The sequence below is a fragment of the Streptomyces sp. NPDC001536 genome (assembly GCF_042894505.1).
In the GTDB taxonomy this organism is placed as follows: Bacteria; Actinomycetota; Actinomycetes; order Streptomycetales; family Streptomycetaceae; genus Streptomyces.
Genome location: NZ_JBIAVQ010000002.1, coordinates 797,300 through 817,585 on the forward strand (window position 1 = coordinate 797,300; position 20,286 = coordinate 817,585).

The following is a 20,286-nucleotide window of genomic DNA, read 5'->3' on the forward strand; positions in this document are numbered from 1 at the left end:
CGGACCGGTCGGGCGCGGACCGGTCGGATGTGGACCCGCCGGCTGTCGACCGGTCGGATGTCGACCGGTCGGATGTGGGCCCGCCGGATGTGGCCCTGCACAGCCATGTCGCTCCGGCTCGAAAAAGGTCCGGCGCAAGTGGGAACCGAGCCGGGACGAGCGGTGTACCAAAAGTGACGCCGCAACGACGCTGCGTCACATCAGATCGCGCAGGCATCGGTCTCGGACCATGAGGGCGGCCCGCTTGTCGGGCAGGTCGACCTCGGCGGAGAACCGGAAGCCGGCGCTCAGGAAGGCGGAGACGGAGGGGGTGTTTCGCATGGCGGGTTCGGCGATGACACGGGCGCAGGCCGGGCGCTTGTCGAGTGCGAGGTCGGCGACGGCTCGCAGCAGCGCGCTGCCGAGACCTCGGCCACGGTCCGTGACCGCGCCGATGAGGAGGTGGATTCCCGTGTCATGAGGTCGGGCGGGATAGTGGCGGGCCACGGGGTCGAGGTCTGCCCGGTAGATCTCCCAGTAGCTCATCGGCGTGCCGTCCAGGACGCCGAGGCAGGGGACGCTTCGGCCGTCTCCGGCGAGTTGGGCGTGCACGTGGTCCGCGGCCAGGCTCCGGGAGCCGGACAGTTGCCAGAACTCGGCGACGGTGGGGTCGTTCATCCAGCGGCTGATGAGCGGAAGGTCTTGCTCGGCCTGTACGGGGACGAGGTGGAACACCCCCACGGGCGTGACCACAGGACCCCAGTCGGCGACACGGTCGAGGAGGTCGCCACGGGCCCGGGCGGCCGAGCCGGGCCCTGCCATACCATGCTCACCGCGTCGTTCCTCACCGCATCGTTCCTCACCGGTGTCGGCGGCCTCGTTCGCGATGAGCGCGAGGAACTCGTCGGGCAGACGCAGATCAAGGGTGTCCTCGCTGTCGGAGCCCCAGGCTGGATCGGCGTCGCTGCCCCGGACGGGATCGGCATCGGCGGCGCTAGGGCCGGCGTCGAAGGCGGTGCGGCGTTCGGCCGGGCCGGGGTTGGTGCAGGTACCGGCATCAGTGACGGGGGCGGTACCGGCGTCGGCACTCGCGTCGGTGGGAGACACGGCGACGCTCCTCTCAGGAGACGGGTCGGGGCATGTTCCTCAGGAATGAAGGGGGTTGACGGTGATCGCGAGCGACGGAGTGCCTGCGATGACGAAGTACACGGCGGTGATCACGAGTGCAGGGGGTTGGCGATGGTGACGTACACGGACTGGGTGTCGACCGGGCCGACGAGTTCGTCGAGGCCTTGTAGTCGGGTCAGGAGGTTGGCCTTGCACCGAAGAACGGGTGAGTCGAGCAGGCGGGCAGGCAGTGAGGTGCGCAGCCGGGCGGGCCCGGAGGCGGCGTCGCCCAGGAAGCGGCGGAAGGCGGCGAGCAGCAGCCGTTCATCGGCGAGGCGCTGGGAACCGAACGCACCGATGAGTCCGAGGACGTTGTTGATGCCGAGGTAGTACGCGAAGCGCTCGTCGGTGACCTCGTCGGAGACGAATGTGTCGCTGTGCTCGCCGATTCCGGGAAGTCTGGTGTCGAGTTCCGTGCGCCGGGACTCTCGGAAGTAGTAGCCCTGGTTGTCCCGGTAACGGCCTCCCACGGGCCAGCCCTCCCCGTCCAGGTGGACCAGCGTGTTCTGCTGGTGCGCCTCCAGGGCGATGCCCGCCTCCGCGTCGAACCACAACACCGGACGGACGACCTGCTCCAGATAGCGCAGGAACCACTCGGCGGCGACGGCACCCAGCGGTCGACCGGTCCGGCCGGCGAGGCGCGTGACGACGTCGGCGAGACGGGACCGCATGGCCGACGGGCCGACCGGCCCACGGCCCGCGGTGCGGTCCGGCCAGGCGTAGGGCCTGGGCGAGACGAGCCCGGCGACGCAGGAGACATCGTCCGTGGGGCGGAAGGGGTTGTGCCGGATCATCACGTCGAGTCCAGGCACAGGGTTACCGTCCGGCCCGTCCACGGCCAGCCAGGCCGGGTCGCGGACGATGTCGAAGCCGGGGTGAACGGCCTGCCACTGCTCGGCGAGTCCGCTGCGCAGAAGACGGTGGACCTCGACGCCTCGGTGGAGTTCCTTACGGAGGTTCTCTCGACGGGAGTTGGTGATGCGCAGTCCCAGCGAGAGCTTGAGCATGGCGGGGGCACCGGGGCGATACACGGTGCGGACGGAGGAGGTGGGGTGCCAGGAGGAGCCGTGTGCTCCGAGATCCCTGAGCAGTCCGGCGTCGAGCAGGGCCAAGGTGGCGGGACGGTGCCGGACTTCCCGCAGCTGCCAGGGGTGGAGCGGCAGGGCCGCGTGGCCGTCGGGCAGGGGCAGTCCGGTTTCGGCGAGGCGTGCCGTGAGTTGTGTCGCCGGGATGGGGCGTCCGCGTTCGGTCCAGGCCGAGTCGGTGGCGAGTACGGAAGGAGCGACGGCGATCCAGTGGAGGGGGAAGGAGCCGTGCAACTCGGGTGAGTACAGCGGGGCTTCGGCCTCGGAGAGACCCTCACGGCTCTTCGGTGCGGGGTGCAGGGGGTGACCGAGGACCAGGGCCTGTTCGGCGGCGAGGAAGTGATCGGGATCGTCGGAGGGATGCCTTCTGCGCTCGTCGATGAAGGTGACGGTGCGACGAACGGAGTCGGCGACGCGCCCGACGAGGTCGGTGCCGGCGGTGGCGTCCATGGGCGTGGAGGTGGCTTGGGCTGCCGGGGCGGGGACGGCGGCCGGCTCAGTGGCAGGGGCCGAGCTGGAGACCGTGTCCTGGGATCGGGCGTCGGGGCTTCCGTCCGGCGTCTCCCTGGCGAGCAGTGCCGCGACCGTGACGGCGTCGGCGGGCGGGGCCGGTGGGGGGACGTCGGCCAGGCGGGGAGGACCGAAGCGGTGCCAGCCCGTCGGGGACCAGTAGTGGACGGGGGCCAGCAGAGCGGTGCCGCTGGCGGGCAGGGGGATGCGGAGGGTGCCGTCGGTAGGGGCAGGGAGGCTGGCTTCGCGCACCCAGCAGCGGAGCAGGTTCTCCACGGCTGCGGTCTGGGCCGCGGTGTGCGGGTCGGGGTGGTCCAGGGGTTCCGTGGTCGTGCGTTCTGTGGTCGTGCGTTCCGTGGTCGTGCGTTCCGTGGCGGTGCGTTCCACGATGGCGCCCCGCAGCCGATCGACGCTCTGCGGGCTTCCCGGCGCGGGGACCCCGCCCTGGACAGAAACCTGTCCCGGAACCCGTTCCTGGCCTGGGCTGTCACCCCGTCTGGAGATCCTCCCTTCCTGGGGGCCTCGTCCCTGTTCCGGAACCCGCTCCTGTGGGCGAGGGGCCGCGACGGTCGGTCCGGGCTCGGACTCGGAGTCGGGCTCGGACTGCCGGGGAGTCACCGTGGTGGAGGAGCGGTCGGCTGCGGGGGCGCTGTTCAAGGCTGTTCCTCGGGGGCGGGTTCTGGGTCGTGAGAGCGGGCCGGGGTCGTGTCGGGGTGTGGGAGGGCGTCGGTCTGGGGCGTCTCGGTTGGTGTGAGTCGAGTGGGGGGTGCGATGTCGTCCCGGAGTTGGAGCTGTGGGTCGGGGCTGGTTCACGTCGTGCTGCGCGTACGGGCGTTCGGGCAATCCGTGTCATCGGCCGATGGGCTGTTCCAGGCGTGCGGAGTGATCGCCATGACGCTGGTGTGCCTGACCCGACGGGTCCGTCGGGCCGTGAGGGGTGTGGCCGCGAGCCGCTGCCTCCACCGCGTCGGACAGTCGGTCGAGCACCGCGTCCGCCTGCTCGTCGCTGATGGTCAGGGGTGGGAGGAGGCGTACGACGCTCGCGTGGGGGCCGCCGAGTTCGACGATGAGGCCGCGCCGCAGGCACTCCCGCTGGACCGCGGCGGCGAGTTCAGGAGCGGCGGGGCGGGGATCGGCAGCCGCACGCTCGGCAGCCCCGTACCGCACGGCATCCGCAGCGTCAGCCCGACCGGAACCCACCTCGGGATCCACCAACTCAACCCCGAGCATCAACCCCCGCCCCCGCACCTCCCCCACACACGAGAACCGCAGCCCCAGGTCCCGAAGCCGACGCAGCATGCGCGCCCCCAGCACCGACGCGCGCTCGGCGAGCCCGTTCTCGCGGACGTACGTGAGCGTGGCGGTGCCCGCGGCCAGGGCGAGTTGGTTGCCGCGGAACGTGTCGGTGGGGGCGCCGCGTTCGCAGGGGGCGAGGTCGTCGCGGTAGACGAGGACGGCCAGCGGCAGGCTGCCTCCGATGGCTTTGGAGAGGATCATCACGTCGGGGGTGATGCCGCTGTGCTCCACCGCCCAGAAGGCCCCGGTGCGGCCGACGCCCGTGTGGACCTCGTCGGCGACGAGGGGGATGGAGCGGGCCGCCGTGATCTGCCGCATCCGTCGCATCCAGGCGTCCGGCGCGGGGATGACTCCGCTCTCGCTCTGCACGGGTTCGACGATCATCGCGGCAGGCCCCGGGACCCCCGGCTCGCTGTCGTCGAGGAGGGACTCGGCACAACGGGCGGCGAGTTCGGCGCCGTGAGGGCCGCCGACACCGAACGGACAGCGGTAGTCCTGCGGATAGGGCAGCCGCGTGACGCGGACGTCCGCCGCCTCCTCGGACGCGTCGGGGGCCGTGACGGCCGTGCCGTGGCGGGCGCTGGTGAACGCCAGAATGCCGGTGCGCCCGGTCGCTGCCCGCACGAGCCTGAAAGCCGCCTCCACCGCATCCGTGCCACCCGGTCCGCAGAACTGCACACGCGCGTGGTCGGCGAGACCGGGCGGCAGGGTGCGGAACAGCTCGGTGACGAAGGCGTCCTCGACGGGGGTGGCCAGGTCGAGGGCGTGCAGGGGCGCGCCCGAGTCGAGGACCTTGCGGATGGCCTCCAGCACCACGGGATGGTTGTGCCCGAGGGCCAAGGTCCCCGCGCCGGAGAGACAGTCCAGGTACCGGCGGCCGTCCGCGCCCTCGATGGTGAGTCCGCGCGCCCGCACGGGCACGATCGGCAGGGCCCGCGCGTAGGTGCGCGCCGCCGACTCGCGTGCCGACTGTCGGCGCGGGCTCCCCTCGGACACGCACCCGCCGTACGAAGACTCGGCCACGTCTCGCTGTCCTCCCGCCGTCGTCCCACGCCCACGGGCGAGCCGAAGTCGCACCACGGGCACAGGGGACCGCACACGGACAGCAGGCCCCCACGGCTACCAACCCCGGACGGTTCACCCGGTTACGGGTTGCCTCAAGATCCTTGCCGTGACGGAACCGTTGCCGTTCCGTGGGGAGTCCCCCACAGCGAGCGCATAGTGTGTGTTGCCGTTCCAAGAGGCCGTGCGCGCACAGGAGATCGGCACCGGACGGACCAGAGCCGCCGGGGTGTCGATGTGGGTGTCACGGCCGCAGCGCCTAGTTCGTTCACCTCAGGGGGAGTCAGATCATGCGATCCATACGGCCGTTGTCCACCGTCCGCCGGGAAAGGGGGGCGCGCCGCAGAACCTCCCCCGTGCTGGCCGCCGTCGCTCTCGCCTCGGCGCTCGCGCTCACCGCGACCGCCTGCGACTCGGGTGACGCCGAGGCAGGGGGCGCGTCCTCCGCGTCCGCCACGTCGGACGACGGGAAGATCACCATCCCTGACGACATCAAGGACCGGCTCAAGGAGCACGGGATCGACGTCGACAAGTGGAAGGACGGCGCCTGGAAGGACTGGAGCAAGGACGACTGGCTGCGCGAGGCCGAGGACTACATCAACCCGATCATCGAGGGCCTGTGGGACCAGGACCGGATGCGGGAGGCCGAGGAGCCGGACCAGGAGGTCGACGACAGCGACCTCGACGGTGACCAGGGAGTGACCGACCCGGAGCCGGCGCCGGTGGACGCGAAGGCCGTGTCGCCTACGTATCACGACAGTGTCCCCGAGGCGGGCAAGGTGTTCTTCGACTCCCCCGAAGGACAGATGGTCTGCTCGGCAACGGTCGTGCAGGACCCGGCCAACCCCGGCAAGTCCAACATGGTGTGGACGGCGGGCCACTGTGTCCACGCGGGCAAGAGCGGCGGCTGGTACCGCAACATCGCGTTCGTGCCGTCGTACAACGACAAGGGCCTGGCCACCGCCGAGTTGGAGAGTGCCTCCCGGGAGGAGGTCGCTCCGTACGGCGTCTGGTGGGGTGACTGGGCGCAGACCTCGGACCAGTGGATCGAGCAGGGCGGTACGACGGGCGGCGACGGTGCCTCGTACGACTTCGCGGTCATTCATGTGACCCCGGAGGAGGGCGGCACGGGCAAGTCCCTGGAGGAGACGGTCGGTTCGGCTCTGCCGGTGGACTTCAAGGCTCCGGCCGCGACGAAGATCCAGAACATGACGGCGACCGGATACCCGGCGGCGGCACCGTTCGACGGCGAGACGATGTACCAGTGCGAGGACAAGCCGGGACGGCTGTCGCTCAACGCGTCGGACCCGACGATGTACCGCATCGGCTGCACCATGACGGGCGGTTCGTCCGGTGGCGGCTGGGTCGCGACCGGTTCGGACGGCAGGCCGGCGTTGGTGTCCAACACCTCGATCGGCCCGGTGACCGCGGGCTGGCTGGCCGGACCGCGGCTGGGTGAGGTGGCCAAGGGCGTGTACGACTCGGTCAGCGAGAAGTTCGCCGGTCAGTAGCGCTCACGGCGGTGAGGTGGACCGGGAAACCTTCACCAGCTCACCGCCGTTCGCCCTCAACTCCACGGGCATAGTGGGGTGTCACGCAGAGAGACGTCCCCACGGACGGACGTCCTGCACTGACAAGCACATGACACGAACGTTCCAACGGGGGTTACCGCACCATGCGTTCCACACGTACGTCCGCGACGCCGAGTCGCGGGCGACGCACCGCTCTGGCCGTCACCGGCCTCGCCGCCGCCCTGGCGCTGACCGCGACCGCCTGCGAAGGCTCGGACACGGCGAGCGACAAGCCGGACGCCACCACGTCCCAGGCCGCCGACAGCGGCACTGACAAGGTCCAGATCCCCGCCGACCTCGCCGACAAGCTCAAGGAGCACGGCATCGACGTCGACCAGTGGAAGGACGGCGCCTGGAAGGACTGGGACAAGGACAAGTGGCTCAGTGAGGCCAAGGACTTCGTCAACCCGGTGATCGAGGGCCTCTGGAAGCCGGAGCGGATGAAGTCCGCGAAGGAGGCCAACAAGACGTACTCGACGAAGGACGCGGCGGCCGACGCGGGCGTCAGCGACCCGGACCCGGTACCCGTCGAGGCCTCGGCCGAGAAGACGCCGTACCACGAGAACGCGGCCCCGGTCGGCAAGATCTTCTTCGACACTCCCGAGGGCGCGGCCGTCTGCTCGGGCACCGTCATCAAGGACGTGAACCATCCGGGCAAGTCGAACCTGGTGTGGACGGCAGGCCACTGCGTGCACGCGGGCGACGGCGGCGGCTGGTACCGCAACATCATGTTCGTCCCGGCCTACAACGACTACGGCAAGTCCGAGGCGCAGCTGACGAATTCCGACGCCTCCGAGATCGCGCCGTACGGGCAGTGGTGGGCGGACTGGGCGTCGACCTCGAACGAGTGGATCGCGGGCGGCTCGGAGACCGGCGGCGCCGGTGCCGCGTACGACTACTCGGTGCTGCATGTGAAGCCGGAGTCCGGCGCCAAGTCGCTGGAGGAGACGGTCGGGGCCGCGCTGGACGTGGACTTCTCCGCCCCGTCCGCGACCGAGGTCGCCACGATGGGCGCCTGGGGCTACCCGCAGGCGGCGCCGTACAACGGTCTGAAGATGTTCAAGTGCATCGACCAGCCGGGCCGGCTCTCGCTCAGCACCACGCTGCCGACGATGTACCGCATCGGCTGCACGATGACCGGCGGTTCGTCCGGCGGCGGATGGTTCCGCGTGGTGGACGGCGAGACCAAGCTGGTCTCGAACACGTCGATCGGCCCGGCCGACAACACCTGGCTGGCCGGTCCACAGCTGGGCCAGGAGGCCGAGGCGATCTACCAGAGCATGAGCAAGACGTACGGCGGCCGGTGACGCCGGCATGACGAAGGCCCGCTCCCTGCCGACAGGGGGCGGGCCTTCGCCGCGTTCCTCGAAAAGCTACCGCCGTCAGGCGACCGACACCGGCACCGGCACATACGGCGCGAGATCCGCCGCCAGCTCCTCGTGCACCCGCACCTTGAGCAGGGTGCCCTCCGGGGTGTGCTCCTCGGAGATCACCTCGCCCTCGGAGTGGGCGCGGGCGACGAGCTTGCCGAGCGTGTACGGCACGAGCGCCTCGATCTCGACCGACGGTCGCGGCAGTTCGTTGTCGATCAGCGCGAGCAGTTCCGCGATGCCCTGGCCGGTACGGGCCGAGACCGCGATGGAGCGCTTCTCGATCCGCATCAGCCGCTGGAGCGTCAGCGGGTCCGCCGCGTCGGCCTTGTTGATCACGACGATCTCGGGCACGCGGGTGGCTCCCACGTCCGTGATCACCTCGCGCACGGCGGCCAGCTGCTCCTCCGGGTTCGGGTGCGAGCCGTCCACCACGTGCAGGATCAGGTCGGACTCGCCGACCTCCTCCATGGTGGAGCGGAACGCCTCGACCAGGTGGTGCGGCAGGTGGCGTACGAAGCCGACGGTGTCCGCCAGCGTGTACAGCCGTCCGCTCGGGGTCTCGGCCCGGCGCACGGTCGGGTCGAGGGTCGCGAACAGGGCGTTCTCGACCAGCACGCCCGCGCCCGTGAGGCGGTTGAGCAGCGAGGACTTGCCGGCGTTGGTGTAGCCCGCGATGGCCACGGACGGCACCTTGTTGCGCTTGCGTTCCTGGCGCTTGATCTCGCGGCCGGTCTTCATCTCCGCGATCTCCCGGCGCATCTTCGCCATCTTCTCGCGGATCCGTCGCCGGTCCGTCTCGATCTTGGTCTCACCGGGACCACGGGTGGCGAGACCGCCGCCCTTGCCGCCGCCCATCTGACGGGACAGCGACTGACCCCAGCCGCGCAGTCGCGGCAGCATGTACTGCATCTGCGCGAGCGCGACCTGCGCCTTGCCCTCTCGGGACTTGGCGTGCTGGGCGAAGATGTCGAGGATCAGGGCCGTACGGTCGATGACCTTGACCTTGACGACGTCTTCGAGGTGGATGAGCTGGCCCGGGCTGAGCTCACCGTCGCAGATGACAGTGTCGGCGCCGGTCTCCAGGACGATGTCCCTGAGCTCGGTGGCCTTGCCGGATCCGATGTAGGTGGCCGCGTCGGGCTTGTCGCGGCGCTGGATCACGCCGTCGAGCACGAGCGCGCCCGCGGTCTCCGCGAGGGCGGCGAGCTCCGCGAGGGAGTTGTCCGCGTCCTGTGCGGTCCCCGAGGTCCAGACGCCGACGAGCACGACCCGCTCCAGGCGGAGCTGACGGTACTCGACCTCGGTGACGTCCTCGAGCTCGGTGGAGAGGCCTGCCACGCGGCGCAGGGCCGCGCGCTCGGAGCGGTCGAACTGGTCGCCGTCCCGCTCTCCGTCGATCTCGTGGCTCCAGGCGACGTCCTCTTCCATCAGGGCATCGGCCCGAAGACCTTCGGGGTGTGTGTGCGCGAAGCGCTGCGAGTCCTGGGAAGAAGATGAAGAGGAGGTCATTGGGTCCTTACGTCGTTGGGGATGCCGATTCGGCGAGGCCCACGGCATTCACTGTGGTCAACGCACGAGTACCCCGGGAGATTCCCGCGTCCCGTGCCGCGCCGACCCGAAGATGGTCGCACGGCACGGGGCGTCTCGTCACCGTGTTATTTGACCGGCGCCACCGACTTCCATTCCGGGTGGCCCGGCATCGGCGGGGTCTTCTCGCCGTAGAGCCAGTCCTGGAAGAAGCCGCCCAGGTCGCGGCCCGAGATCTCCCCGGCGAGCGCGACGAAGTCGGCGGTCGTGGCGACGCCGTCCTCGTGCCGGCTCACCCAGGCCCGCTCCAGGTCCTCGAAGGCCGGCCGGCCGATCTCCTCACGCAGGGCGTAGAGGACCAGCGCGGCGCCGTCGTAGACGTTGGGACGGAAGATGCTGATCTTCTGGCCGGGGTTCGGAGCCTTGGGCGCGGCCGGTGGTCCGCCCGCGGCGCGCCAGCGGTCGGAGGCCCCGTACGCGGCCTTCATCCGCGTCGCCATGGGCTTGTCGGCCGTCTCCTCGGCGTACAGGGCCTCGTACCAGGTGGCGTGTCCCTCGTTGAGCCACAGATCGGACCAGGTGCGGGGGCTGACGCTGTCGCCGAACCACTGGTGCGCCAGCTCGTGCACCATGATCGACTCGACGTACCACTTGGGGTAGGCGGGCTCGGTGAACAGGTCTCTCTCGAAGAGAGAGAGGGTCTGCGTCTCGAGTTCGAAGCCGGTGTCGGCGTCGGCCATGAGCAGGCCGTACGTCTCGAAGGGGTAGCGGCCGACCTTGCCCTCCATCCAGGAGATCTGGTCGGGGGTCTTCTCCAGCCAGGGTTCGAGCGCCCCGCGGTGCTCGGTGGGCACGACGTCGCGGATCGGCAGTCCGTGCGGGCCGGTGCGGTGCAGCACGGTGGAGCGGCCGATGGACACCTGGGCGAGCTCGGTCGCCATGGGGTGCTGGGTCCGGTACGTCCACGTGGTCTCCCCGGCGACCCGGTCCACGCCGGCCGGCAAGCCGTTGGCGACGGCGGTGTAGCCGTTGGGCGCGGTGACCCGGATCGTGAACATCGCCTTGTCGGAGGGGTGGTCGTTGCACGGGAACACCAGATGGGCGGCGTCGGCCTGGTTGGCCATGGCGAGCCCGTCCTTGGTCCGCACCCAGCCGCCGTCACGGTTCTCCGCGGACACGGGGTCGCTGGTGTGCTTCACCGTGATCCGCATCCAACTGCCGTCGGGCAGCGCTTCCTCGGGCGTGACCACCAGATCCTCGCCGGCGCCGGTGAACGCGGCGGGCGCGCCGTCCACCTCGACCGATTCGACCTTGCCGTGGGCGAAGTCGAGGTTAATGCGGTCCAGTTCGGTGGTCGTCCAGGCGTCGATGGTGGTGACGGCCTGGAGGGGCTTGCTGTTGGAGCCGGGATAGGTGAAGGCGAGGTCGTACGACGCCACGTCGTACCCGGGGTTGCCCAGGTGCGGGAAGAGGCGGTCGCCGACGCCCAGCGGGGCGGCGGGCGCGCTCGCGGCGACGAGACAGACGGTGACGGCGGAGGCGAGCAGCGCGGCCGCCTTGGGCCGGCGAGGGCTCCTGGCGTGGGGGGTGAGCAGCATGCACCACGGCTACCAGCGCGCGCGTGCCGTACGGCGACGACTCGCGCCCGGCCCACCCGAACGGGTAACGGCCTGGTTGGATGCGGGCATGGACGTGCACGAGGAGTCCGGACTCACGAAGGCGGTCTGGAGCCACACCGATTTCGAACGGATGGGGTGGCACGACGTCACCGTGCACGGCATGTACGTACAGCGAACCGATGACGTGCTGCCGCGTCTGCTGTTCGATCTCGACTACATCACCCGCTGGGTTCATCCGGTTCCGCCGGAGACGCACTTCGGTTTCTGGATCGCGCCGGCGACGCTCGTCTTCGACGATGTCTGGGACCTCGAAGGGGATCTCGACTTCAGGGGCTGGGCGTGGACCTGGAGATCGACGCGCTGCACCGGCTGACGCCTCAGGACGAGCGGCCCGGGTGGTCCGATGTGCCGCTCTGGCACCTGGAAGGGCACGCGTTCGACCTCAGGTTCCGCGCCCCCGGTTTCCGCCAGTACGTCCGGCAGCCGCCCCGGCTCTCGCCCCGTCTGGTCCTGGGCCACGCCGAGCGCGGCGGCTGTTCCTTCGCCGAGACGGCCTTCGCGTAGCGGTGCGGCAGGACGAGCCGGTCACACGCCCGTCGTCTGCGCCCTGCTCACGTCGTACACACCCGGGACGTTCCGCATCGCCCGCATGAGCGCGGGCAGCAGGGCCGCGTCCGGGAGCTGGACCGTGTAGGTGTGGCGGACGCGCTGCTGGGTGGGGGGTTCGACGGTCGCCGAGACGATCTCGGCGCCTTCGAGGGCCATGGCCTCGGTGAGGTCGGCGAGCAGATGGGGGCGGCCGAACGATTCGGCGAACAGGGTCACCCGGCACTCGGTGGTGTCGCCCCAGCGCACATCGATCTCCGTGCGCCCCGTGTCCTTCATACGCGCCACCGCGGCGCATCCGACGCGGTGCACGGTGACCACTCCCCCGCGCACGGCGAAGCCGGTGATGTCGTCGGGCGGTACGGGTGTGCAGCAGCCGGCCAGCCGTACGGTCGCACCGGGCAGGTCGACGAGGACGTCGGCGCTGCCCGGGCGGGCGGCGGGACCGTCCGCGACCGGCGCTTCGGCGACGGACCGCGGGGCCGGCTCGCGCTCCTCGACCTCGTGCGGCTCCTCCTGCGAGGGATGCGTCGCGATCCACCGCTGGATGGCGATCCGCGCGGCGGGCGTGTGCGCGTGCTCCAGCCACTCCCTGGAGGGCTCGGAGGCCGGGTCCTGGCCCATGAGGAGCTGGACGGTGTCGCCGTCCCGCAGAACGGTGCTGAGCGTCGCCAGCCGGCCGTTGACGCGGGCGCCGATGCACGCGTGCGCGTCCTCGCCGTACTGCGCGTAGGCGGCGTCCACACAGGTCGCGCCCTCGGGGAGGCCGAGCGTGCCGCCGTCGGGCCGGAAGACGGTGATCTCGCGGTCCTGGGCGAGGTCCTCGCGCAGGGTGGACCAGAAGGTGTCGGGGTCGGGTGCGGCCTCCTGCCAGTCGAGGAGGCGGGAGAGCCAGCCGGGACGTGTGGGGTCCTCACGCTCGCCGTCGACGGACTCCTCCGACGGAGGAGCGTAGGGATTGGCGAGCGCGACGACGCCGGCCTCGGCGACCTTGTGCATCTGGTGGGTGCGGATGAGGACCTCGGCGACCTGCCCGTCGCCGCGGGCGACCGCGGTGTGCAGCGACTGGTACAGGTTGAACTTCGGTACGGCGATGAAGTCCTTGAACTCCGAGACGACGGGCGTCAGACAGGTGTGCAGCTCGCCGAGCACGCCATAACAGTCGGCGTCCTCGTTGACCAGCACCAGCAGCCGGCCGAAGTCGGAGCCGCGCAGCCGGCCGCGCTTGCGGGCGACGCGGTGCACGGAGACGAAGTGCCGGGGCCGGATGACGACTTCGGCCTGGATGTCCGCATCGCGCAGGACACCGCGCACCTCGTCGGCGATCTCCGCGAGGGGGTCGTCCGCGCGGGAGGCGTTGTCGACGATCAGTTCCCGGGTGTGCTCGTACTCCTCGGGGTGCAGGATCGCGAAGACCAGGTCTTCCAGTTCGGTCTTGAGCGCCTGGACACCGAGCCGTTCGGCGAGCGGGATGAGGACGTCCCGGGTGACCTTGGCGATGCGTGCCTGTTTCTCGGGGCGCATCACGCCGAGGGTGCGCATGTTGTGCAGCCGGTCGGCGAGTTTGATCGACATCACACGGACGTCGTTGCCGGTGGCGACGAGCATCTTGCGGAAGGTCTCGGGCTCGGCGGCGGCGCCGTAGTCGACCTTCTCCAGCTTCGTCACTCCGTCGACCAGGAAGCGGACTTCCTCGCCGAACTGCTCGCGGACCTGATCGAGCGTCACGTCGGTGTCCTCGACGGTGTCGTGGAGCAGAGACGCCGTCAACGTCGTGGTCTCGGCGCCGAGTTCGGCGAGGATCAGGGTCACCGCGAGCGGGTGTGTGATGTACGGCTCACCGCTCTTGCGCATCTGGCCGCGGTGGGAGGACTCGGCCAGGACGTAGGCACGCCGCAGCGCTTCGAGGTCGGCGTCGGGGTGGTGGGCGCGGTGGGCCTCCGCAACGTGGCCGATGGCGTCGGGCAGCCGGTCGCGGGCGGCCGGGCCGAGCAGGGCGGCGCGGCCCAGACGGCGCAGGTCGATCCGCGCCCGCCAGCGCGCCGCAGGTCCTGTTACCGGACCTGGGGTCGCGGGGTTCGTGGCCTCCGCACTCATGGGCACCTCCGGCTGCGTGGACCGGCGGACGGGGTGCCCCATGGCGGACACGGCTCAGGGGATGGCATCAGTCCCCCGTCCGGGCCGGTGCTTGATGCTACCGAGCCCAACACGCGCGGCTGACCGCCTCTCGTCGAGCGTGAAACGGATCACCCATTCGAGCGACTGTTCCGAGGTTTACGATTTCGCGCCACCTGACCTGCGACGGTCCGTCGTTTCGAACCGCTCCGGATGCCTGAGGCTGCGGATTCCAGCGACCGCGGTCGCCCGACCCCATGATTCGCGCCCTCAGCGGACCGCGTTTTCCAGCCATTCCGGTTCGATCTCGCCCTCGGCGACGATCACCGCGGGACCCGTCATCTCGATCTCACCGTCCGGCCGCTCGGTGATCACGAGGGTGCCGCCGGGCACATCGACGGTGTACGTCACCGGGGTCCCGGTCACGGCCGGGTCGGCCCCGTCCCTGCGGGCGGTGGCCACGGCGACGGCGCACGCGCCCGTGCCGCAGGACCGGGTCTCACCGGAGCCGCGCTCATGCACACGCAGGGCGACGTGCCGGGGGCCGCGGTCGACGACGAACTCCACATTGACCCCGTCCGGGTAGGCGGCGGCCGGGCTGAAGGGCGGCGCGTCGTACAGGGTGCCCGCGTGGGCGAGGTCGTCCACGAAGGCCACGGCGTGCGGGTTGCCCATGTTCACGTTCCGCGCGGGCCAGCTGCGCTCGCCGACGCTCACGGTGACGTCCCCTTCGGGGAGCCGGGCCGTGCCCATGCCGACGGTGACGTCACCGTTCTTCGCGAGGTGCACGGTCTTCACGCCCCCGCGCGTGGCCACGGTCAGGTCGCCCTCGGTGATGTGCCCGGCGTGCTGGAGGTAACGCGCGAAGACGCGTACGCCGTTGCCGCACATCTCCGCGACGGAACCGTCGCCGTTGCGGTAGTCCATGAACCACTCCGCCTCGGCGGCCATGTCCCGCGCCTCCGGGTGGGCGGCGGATCGCACCACGTGCAGCAGTCCGTCACCGCCGATACCGGCACGGCGGTCGCACAGGGCGGCGACGGCGGCCGGGGGCAGGTCGATGGCGTTCTCGGGGTCCGGGACGATCACGAAGTCGTTCTCGGTGCCGTGACCCTTGAGGAAGGCGATCCGCGTGCTCATTCCTCGATCGTACGGGGTGGGTACGACACCGGGTCACGGACGGCCGTACGACGTCACCACGCGACGTGGCTGTACGACGCCTCCACGCGTGCGTGGCCCTACGACTCCTCCATGCGCACGTGGTCGTACGTCACGCCACGCGCGCGTGAACGTCAGCGCAGCCGGGCCACGCGGAACACGGCCAGCGCGATCACGGCGGCCACGACCACGACGTAGAGCAGCACCACACGCCAGTCGGGACGCCGCCCGGAGCCTCGCTGCGGCAGCCCGGGCCACGTGTGACCGACCCGGCGGGCGGCCATCATGCCCCACCCCGCCGCGCAGGAGCAGATCAGCAGGCCCAGCATGGCGATCACGGCCCCGCTGTCGCCGAAGTCGAAGGCCAGCGGGAAGGCGAACATCAGGGAGCCGACCGCGGCCAGGGCGACGATGGGCGCGAGCTGCCAGATACGCATCCGGCGCCGCGGGCGCAGCTCGACCTCGACCTCCGGGCCGCCCGCGAACATCTCCTCGGGCTCGGGACCGTCGGCGGTCACACCGCCCTGGGTGTCGTCGGGCCCGTCGGGGCTCAGACGGTCCGCGTCCTGCTCCGGTTCACCGCTGTCTGCGGTGAGGGGCTCGGTGCCTTGTGCGGTGTCGCGAGGGCCGGCCTCCATCGCCACGCGCCCTCCCAACTCGGACTCCACTTGGTCGATCGAAGCTCGATGATGGCACGGCGCCGGAGGGCCGGATGACGGCCTGAGCGTCCCGATGCCAGGACGTGATCAGGCTGTGACCGGTCGTTCGACCAACGCCAGCGCCAGCTGCGGAAGTTCTGTGAGATCCGCCGCAGCCCCACTCAACCAGTGCACCCTCGGGTCGCGCCTGAACCATGAATCCTGACGGCGCGCGAAGCGCTTCGTGGCACGGACGGTCTCGTCCCGCGCTTCCTCGATCGTGCACTCCCCGGCGAGCGCCGCGAGCACCTGCTGGTACCCGAGCGCGCGCGAGGCCGTACGCCCCTCGCGCAACCCGTGCGCCTCCAGCTCCCGCACCTCGTCCACCAGGCCCGCGTCCCACATCCGGTCGACGCGGCGCGCGATGCGCTCGTCGAGTTCGGGGCGGGCGACGTCGACACCGATCTGGAGGGTGTCGTAGACCGAGTCGTGGCCGGGGAGGTTGGCGGTGAAGGGCTTGCCGGTGATCTCGATCACCTCCAGGGCCCGGACGATACGGCGGCCGTTGCTGGGCAGGATCGCGTGGCCGGCCTCGGGGTCGGCGGCGGCCAGGCGGGCGTGCAGCGCGCCGGAGCCGCGGAGCGTGAGCTCCTCCTCGAGTCGGGCCCTGACCTCGGGGTCGGTACCGGGGAACTCGAGGTTGTCGACGGCGCCGCGGATGTACAGGCCGGAGCCGCCGACCAGGATCGGCCAGCGTCCCTCGGCGAGCAGCGCGTCGATGCGCTCCCGCGCGAGTCGCTGGTACTCGGCGACGGAGGCCGTGACGGTCACGTCCCAGATGTCCAGGAGGTGGTGCGGGACGTCGTCGCGCTCCTCGGGCGTCAGTTTGGCGGTGCCGATGTCCATCCCTCGGTAGAGCTGCATGGAGTCGGCGTTGACGACCTCGCCGCCGAGTCGCTGGGCCAGGAAGACGCCCAGATCGGACTTTCCGGCCGCGGTCGGTCCGACGACGGCGATGACGCGGGGGGCGGGGGGTGCGCTGCTCACTGCCCCAGTCTCGCAAACGTCGGGGCATGGCCTCGAACGAGTTACGTGACGGCACGCGTGCGGGGTCGTTGCCTGTTGCGAGGTTTTCACCGCCGGTTTCGAGAGGCGGCATCCCGGGGTGACGCAAACGGACGCACCGGGCACCGCGGGATTTCCCCCGCACGAGTAACGTATGGAGTGGATATGGGCGTTTTCGCACGACTTCTCCGGAGGTCAAAGGCTGCGGAGGAGGCGTCAACCGCCGAGGCAGGGGTCGCCACACCGACGGCCGAACCCGAAGCGGAGAAGGCGGTGGAGGCGAAGGAGTCGGCCGAGGCGGAGACCACGGCCGGGACCGACGCCGCGGACACGGCGGAGCCGACGGCGACGGAGGCCGTCGAGGCCGGTGCCACCGAAGACGTCGACATTCCCAAGCAGCAGTCCGCCGAGGAGGCGGCCGACAGCGAGGCCGGCGAGGGCGCCCGCACGTAACTGCCCCGCGCGGGAAGGTGAACGATGGGTCTCCTGGACAATTTGAAAGCCAAACTCAGCCCGGCCAAGGACAAGGTATCCGGCCTCGCGCAACAGCACGGGGACAAGATCCAGCACGGTCTCGACAAGGCCGCGAAGGTCGTCGACGAGAAGACCAAGGGCAAGTACAGCGACAAGATCCAGACGGGCACGGGCAAGGCCAAGGACGCCATGGACCGACTCGCACACAAGGACGACGGCATGGGCGGCGGCACGACCACGCCCCCGTCCGCACCGCCGCCCGCTTCCTGAACGGCACACCGACGGACGGCCGCGGGGCATGACGCCTGGCGGCCGTCCGCCGTTTCACACGCTCCGCACCGGCCTCACGGCCAGGCCGGTCACGACGAGGCGGCCACGACGAGACCGGTCACGACCAGGTCGCGACCACATACCCCACACCGTACGGCGCCTCGTCGTACAGCAGCCGGCCGTCGAGGCCCGCCCCTTGGGCCGCGCCCGCGAGGACCTGCCAGGGGGCCCGTCCGGACACCTTGAGCTCGTGCGCCAGCTCCGGGTCCAGCGCTTCGAGGGCCGCCACGTCCGCCGCCCCCAGCGCACGCGCGACCTCCGCGTCGAAGGGCGCCGCGCGCTCGTCGAGGTAGCCGGGTGACTTGAGCGTGCGACAGGCGCTGGCGTCGCCCATCACCAGCAGCGCCACGCGCTCGGCCCGCGCGGCGATTTCCCTTCCGACTTCGATACACCGCTCGGCGGCCAGCGGTTCCGCCACGCCGAGTCCCTCGATCGGGGCGTCCGCCCAACCGGTGCGTTCCAGCAACCACGCGGCCACGGCGAGGGAGGGCGGAAGCGCGCGCCCGTCGCCCGTGCCCGACGCAGCTGAGGCCTTCTCCACGCCCAGCCTGACATCGAGCTCCACACCGAAGCCGCGGAAGGAACCCGCCGCGCCCTCCGGATACCTACCGCCCACGCCCTGCTCGGCCGGTCCGAGGACCACCAGCAGATCGGGCCGGGCGGCGGCCAGCACCCCGAGCGCGTCCGTGCACGCCGTCCTGGCCGCGTCCAGCTCGGGCGCGGCGCCCGCGGCGACCTCGGGCACGAGGAGCGGCGGACAGGGGCAGACGGCGGCGGCGACAAGCATGATCGGCAGCCTACTGCCAGGGGTTCGGCTCGGTATCGGTGCTCCACGCCAGTTCGGCCAGGCGGTACAGCACGTGATGCTTGGAGATCCTGCCTTCGATGGTGGCGAAGTACGCGTCGCCGTCGCCGATCCGGTAGACCTGACGGCTCTTCTGCCGCAGCCCGGACCGGGGCCGGTGGGTGCAGGCGATCTCGTACAGCCTCGCGCGAGCCCGGTCGCGGGTGTCCTCGATGTGCTCCACCTCGTCGAGGCTGTACGACTCCCCGTAGCCGGCCTGCACCACGACCACCCAGCGCGGCATGTCCCGCCCCCCGTCCCTCGTCGGACGACGAGTATGGCGTGCGCTCAGTCGACCGCGCAGCCACCCGTCATGGCCGGCAGCGGTTCCGGTACGCCGATCTTCGGCAGCCCCAGCAGCACGCCCGCCGGCTTCGCCGCCTCGGCGGCGTTGCGCTTCTCCCAGGCGTCGCCCGCGCGCGTGCGGCGGACCTTGAGGACCTCGCCCTCGGCGAGGAGGTGGTGCGGGGCGGCGTAGGTGATCTCGACCGTGACGACGTCGCCGGGGCGGACCTCGGCGTCCGGCTTGGTGAAGTGGACCAGGCGGTTGTCGGGGGCACGGCCGGAGAGGCGGTGGGTGGTGCCGTCCTTGCGGCCCTCGCCCTCGGCGACCATGAGGTCCAGCGTGCGGCCCACCTGCTTCTTGTTCTCCTCCCAGGAGATCTCCTCCTGGAGGGCGACGAGACGCTCGTAGCGCGCCTGGACGACCTCCTTGGGGACCTGCCCGTCCATGGTCGCCGCGGGCGTTCCGGGGCGCTTGGAGTACTGGAAGGTGAAGGCGTTCGTGAAGCGGGCCTCGCGGACCGCGTGCATGGTCTGCTCGAAGTCCTCCTCGGTCTCGCCGGGGAAGCCCACGATGATGTCGGTCGAGATCGCGGCGTCCGGCATGGCGGCGCGCACCTTCTCGATGATCCCGAGGAAACGCTCCTGCCGGTACGAGCGGCGCATCGCCTTCAGGATCGTGTCCGAGCCGGACTGCATCGGCATGTGGAGCTGCGGCATCACGTTCGGCGTCTCGGCCATGGCCGCGATCACGTCGTCGGTGAAGTCGCGCGGGTGCGGGGACGTGAAGCGCACGCGCTCCAGGCCCTCGATCTTCCCGCAGGCCCGCAGCAGCTTGCTGAACGCCTCGCGGTCGCCGATGTCGGAGCCGTACGCGTTGACGTTCTGCCCGAGCAGCGTGATCTCGGAGACGCCCTCGCCGACCAGGGCCTCGATCTCGGCGAGGATGTCGCCGGTACGGCGGTCCTTCTCCTTGCCGCGCAGCGCCGGGACGATGCAGAAGGTGCAGGTGTTGTTGCAGCCGACGGAGATCGACACCCACGCCGCGTAGGCGCTCTCGCGCCGGGTGGGCAGCGTGGACGGGAACGCCTCGAGGGACTCGGCGATCTCGACCTGCGCCTCTTCCTGGACACGCGCGCGCTCCAGCAGGACGGGCAGCTTGCCGATGTTGTGCGTGCCGAAGACGACGTCCACCCAGGGCGCCTTCTTCACGATGGTGTCGCGGTCCTTCTGCGCCAGACAGCCGCCGACCGCGATCTGCATCCCGGGGCGCTTGGTCTTCATGGGGGCGAGGCGGCCGAGGTTGCCGTACAGCCTGTTGTCGGCGTTCTCGCGCACCGCGCAGGTGTTGAAGACGACGACGTCCGCGTCGCCGTCGGAACCCTCCGGCGCCTTCACGTAACCGGCGTCTTCGAGCAGCCCGGACAATCGCTCGGAATCGTGGACGTTCATCTGGCACCCGTAGGTGCGCACTTCGTAGGTCTTGGAAGAGGAGACGTCCACTGCCTGGCTCCGGTCGATGCTGCTCATGTGACAAGGGTAGGCGGTGCCGGAAGCGGCTTCGGTCGCCCTGTGGACAACCGGG

Annotated in this window: 18 protein-coding genes; 6 read left to right on the forward strand and 12 right to left on the reverse strand. The window is 70.7% G+C overall.

What is annotated here, in order from left to right; all coding sequences use genetic code 11:
* Positions 1-195: 195 nt before the first annotated feature.
* The 3 genes from ACFY0U_RS08615 to ACFY0U_RS08625 form a co-directional block, all read right to left on the reverse strand.
* Entirely contained in the window at positions 196-1,086 is an 891-nt protein-coding gene (locus ACFY0U_RS08615; protein ID WP_388632195.1) for a GNAT family N-acetyltransferase, read from the reverse strand.
* 110 nt (positions 1,087-1,196) lie between these two features.
* A complete protein-coding gene (locus tag ACFY0U_RS08620) occupies positions 1,197-3,128 on the reverse strand; it encodes an IucA/IucC family protein (protein ID WP_388632198.1) in 1,932 nt (643 codons plus the stop codon).
* A gap of 462 nt (positions 3,129-3,590) precedes the next feature.
* Positions 3,591-5,060, reverse strand: a complete 1,470-nt coding sequence (locus ACFY0U_RS08625) for a diaminobutyrate--2-oxoglutarate transaminase family protein (protein WP_388632201.1) — start codon at positions 5,058-5,060, stop codon at positions 3,591-3,593.
* Between the two features lie 329 nt (positions 5,061-5,389).
* On the opposite strand from ACFY0U_RS08625, the gene ACFY0U_RS08630 reads away from it, so the two are divergent.
* Both ACFY0U_RS08630 and ACFY0U_RS08635 read left to right on the forward strand, forming a co-directional pair.
* Positions 5,390-6,610, forward strand: coding sequence for a trypsin-like serine peptidase (locus ACFY0U_RS08630; protein WP_388632204.1), 1,221 nt, complete (start codon positions 5,390-5,392; stop codon positions 6,608-6,610).
* A gap of 164 nt (positions 6,611-6,774) precedes the next feature.
* Positions 6,775-7,977, forward strand: a complete 1,203-nt coding sequence (locus ACFY0U_RS08635; RefSeq protein ID WP_388632207.1) for a trypsin-like serine peptidase — start codon at positions 6,775-6,777, stop codon at positions 7,975-7,977.
* Between the two features lie 75 nt (positions 7,978-8,052).
* Here ACFY0U_RS08635 and hflX read toward each other — a convergent pair whose 3' ends face one another.
* Both hflX and ACFY0U_RS08645 read right to left on the reverse strand, forming a co-directional pair.
* Positions 8,053-9,552 (reverse strand): GTPase HflX, encoded by a 1,500-nt coding sequence (gene hflX, locus ACFY0U_RS08640; RefSeq protein ID WP_388632210.1) that lies wholly within the window; start codon positions 9,550-9,552, stop codon positions 8,053-8,055.
* 146 nt (positions 9,553-9,698) lie between these two features.
* Entirely contained in the window at positions 9,699-11,168 is a 1,470-nt protein-coding gene (locus ACFY0U_RS08645; protein ID WP_388632213.1) for a M1 family metallopeptidase, read from the reverse strand.
* Here ACFY0U_RS08645 and ACFY0U_RS08650 point away from each other — a divergent pair.
* A complete protein-coding gene (locus ACFY0U_RS08650; protein WP_388632216.1) occupies positions 11,167-11,562 on the forward strand; it encodes a hypothetical protein in 396 nt (131 codons plus the stop codon). The two genes, ACFY0U_RS08645 and ACFY0U_RS08650, sit on opposite strands and share 2 nt — an antisense overlap.
* Entirely contained in the window at positions 11,529-11,753 is a 225-nt protein-coding gene (locus ACFY0U_RS08655; RefSeq protein ID WP_388632219.1) for a hypothetical protein, read from the forward strand. Before ACFY0U_RS08650 ends, ACFY0U_RS08655 begins: the two co-directional genes overlap by 34 nt.
* Before the next feature lie 21 nt (positions 11,754-11,774).
* Here ACFY0U_RS08655 and ACFY0U_RS08660 read toward each other — a convergent pair whose 3' ends face one another.
* The 4 genes from ACFY0U_RS08660 to miaA form a co-directional block, all read right to left on the reverse strand.
* A complete protein-coding gene (locus ACFY0U_RS08660; protein ID WP_388632222.1) occupies positions 11,775-13,892 on the reverse strand; it encodes a RelA/SpoT family protein in 2,118 nt (705 codons plus the stop codon).
* 288 nt (positions 13,893-14,180) lie between these two features.
* Positions 14,181-15,050: a diaminopimelate epimerase gene (gene dapF, locus ACFY0U_RS08665; protein WP_388632225.1), complete on the reverse strand. Its 870-nt coding sequence runs from the start codon at positions 15,048-15,050 to the stop codon at positions 14,181-14,183.
* A gap of 152 nt (positions 15,051-15,202) precedes the next feature.
* On the reverse strand, positions 15,203-15,706 hold the full coding sequence (locus tag ACFY0U_RS08670) for a hypothetical protein (protein WP_388632394.1): 504 nt from the start codon (positions 15,704-15,706) through the stop codon (positions 15,203-15,205).
* 108 nt (positions 15,707-15,814) lie between these two features.
* Entirely contained in the window at positions 15,815-16,753 is a 939-nt protein-coding gene (gene miaA, locus ACFY0U_RS08675; RefSeq protein ID WP_388632228.1) for a tRNA (adenosine(37)-N6)-dimethylallyltransferase MiaA, read from the reverse strand.
* Positions 16,754-16,936: 183 nt separating this feature from the next.
* Between miaA and ACFY0U_RS08680 the strand changes: the two genes are divergently transcribed.
* Together ACFY0U_RS08680 and ACFY0U_RS08685 are read left to right on the forward strand one after the other, a co-directional pair.
* Positions 16,937-17,224 (forward strand): hypothetical protein, encoded by a 288-nt coding sequence (locus tag ACFY0U_RS08680; protein WP_388632231.1) that lies wholly within the window; start codon positions 16,937-16,939, stop codon positions 17,222-17,224.
* Between the two features lie 24 nt (positions 17,225-17,248).
* Complete coding sequence (locus tag ACFY0U_RS08685; protein ID WP_289916740.1) at positions 17,249-17,515, forward strand: antitoxin; 267 nt, start codon at positions 17,249-17,251, stop codon at positions 17,513-17,515.
* A gap of 118 nt (positions 17,516-17,633) precedes the next feature.
* On the opposite strand, the gene ACFY0U_RS08690 is transcribed toward ACFY0U_RS08685, so the two are convergent.
* Genes ACFY0U_RS08690 through miaB form a run of 3 tightly spaced genes read right to left on the reverse strand, consistent with a single transcriptional unit; the run spans position 17,634 to position 20,231 of the window.
* Positions 17,634-18,362, reverse strand: a complete 729-nt coding sequence (locus ACFY0U_RS08690; protein ID WP_388632234.1) for a class III extradiol dioxygenase subunit B-like domain-containing protein — start codon at positions 18,360-18,362, stop codon at positions 17,634-17,636.
* 10 nt (positions 18,363-18,372) lie between these two features.
* Complete coding sequence (locus ACFY0U_RS08695) at positions 18,373-18,663, reverse strand: hypothetical protein (RefSeq protein ID WP_388632237.1); 291 nt, start codon at positions 18,661-18,663, stop codon at positions 18,373-18,375.
* 44 nt (positions 18,664-18,707) lie between these two features.
* Positions 18,708-20,231, reverse strand: coding sequence for a tRNA (N6-isopentenyl adenosine(37)-C2)-methylthiotransferase MiaB (gene miaB / locus ACFY0U_RS08700; RefSeq protein WP_388632240.1), 1,524 nt, complete (start codon positions 20,229-20,231; stop codon positions 18,708-18,710).
* Positions 20,232-20,286: the final 55 nt, after the last annotated feature.

What these genes read in the sequence shown, in the direction of transcription:
- ACFY0U_RS08630 (WP_388632204.1), top strand. Translation starts at nt 5,390, where the DNA reads ATGCGATCCATACGGCCGTTGTCCACCGTCCGCCGGGAAAGGGGGGCG.
- ACFY0U_RS08635 (WP_388632207.1), top strand. Translation starts at nt 6,775, where the DNA reads ATGCGTTCCACACGTACGTCCGCGACGCCGAGTCGCGGGCGACGCACC.
- hflX (WP_388632210.1), bottom strand. Translation starts at nt 9,552, where the DNA reads ATGACCTCCTCTTCATCTTCTTCCCAGGACTCGCAGCGCTTCGCGCAC.
- ACFY0U_RS08650 (WP_388632216.1), top strand. Translation starts at nt 11,167, where the DNA reads ATGCACCACGGCTACCAGCGCGCGCGTGCCGTACGGCGACGACTCGCG.
- ACFY0U_RS08645 (WP_388632213.1), bottom strand. Translation starts at nt 11,168, where the DNA reads ATGCTGCTCACCCCCCACGCCAGGAGCCCTCGCCGGCCCAAGGCGGCC.
- ACFY0U_RS08660 (WP_388632222.1), bottom strand. Translation starts at nt 13,892, where the DNA reads ATGAGTGCGGAGGCCACGAACCCCGCGACCCCAGGTCCGGTAACAGGA.
- dapF (WP_388632225.1), bottom strand. Translation starts at nt 15,050, where the DNA reads ATGAGCACGCGGATCGCCTTCCTCAAGGGTCACGGCACCGAGAACGAC.
- ACFY0U_RS08670 (WP_388632394.1), bottom strand. Translation starts at nt 15,706, where the DNA reads ATGGAGGCCGGCCCTCGCGACACCGCACAAGGCACCGAGCCCCTCACC.
- ACFY0U_RS08680 (WP_388632231.1), top strand. Translation starts at nt 16,937, where the DNA reads ATGGGCGTTTTCGCACGACTTCTCCGGAGGTCAAAGGCTGCGGAGGAG.
- ACFY0U_RS08685 (WP_289916740.1), top strand. Translation starts at nt 17,249, where the DNA reads ATGGGTCTCCTGGACAATTTGAAAGCCAAACTCAGCCCGGCCAAGGAC.
- ACFY0U_RS08690 (WP_388632234.1), bottom strand. Translation starts at nt 18,362, where the DNA reads ATGCTTGTCGCCGCCGCCGTCTGCCCCTGTCCGCCGCTCCTCGTGCCC.
- ACFY0U_RS08695 (WP_388632237.1), bottom strand. Translation starts at nt 18,663, where the DNA reads ATGCCGCGCTGGGTGGTCGTGGTGCAGGCCGGCTACGGGGAGTCGTAC.
- miaB (WP_388632240.1), bottom strand. Translation starts at nt 20,231, where the DNA reads ATGAGCAGCATCGACCGGAGCCAGGCAGTGGACGTCTCCTCTTCCAAG.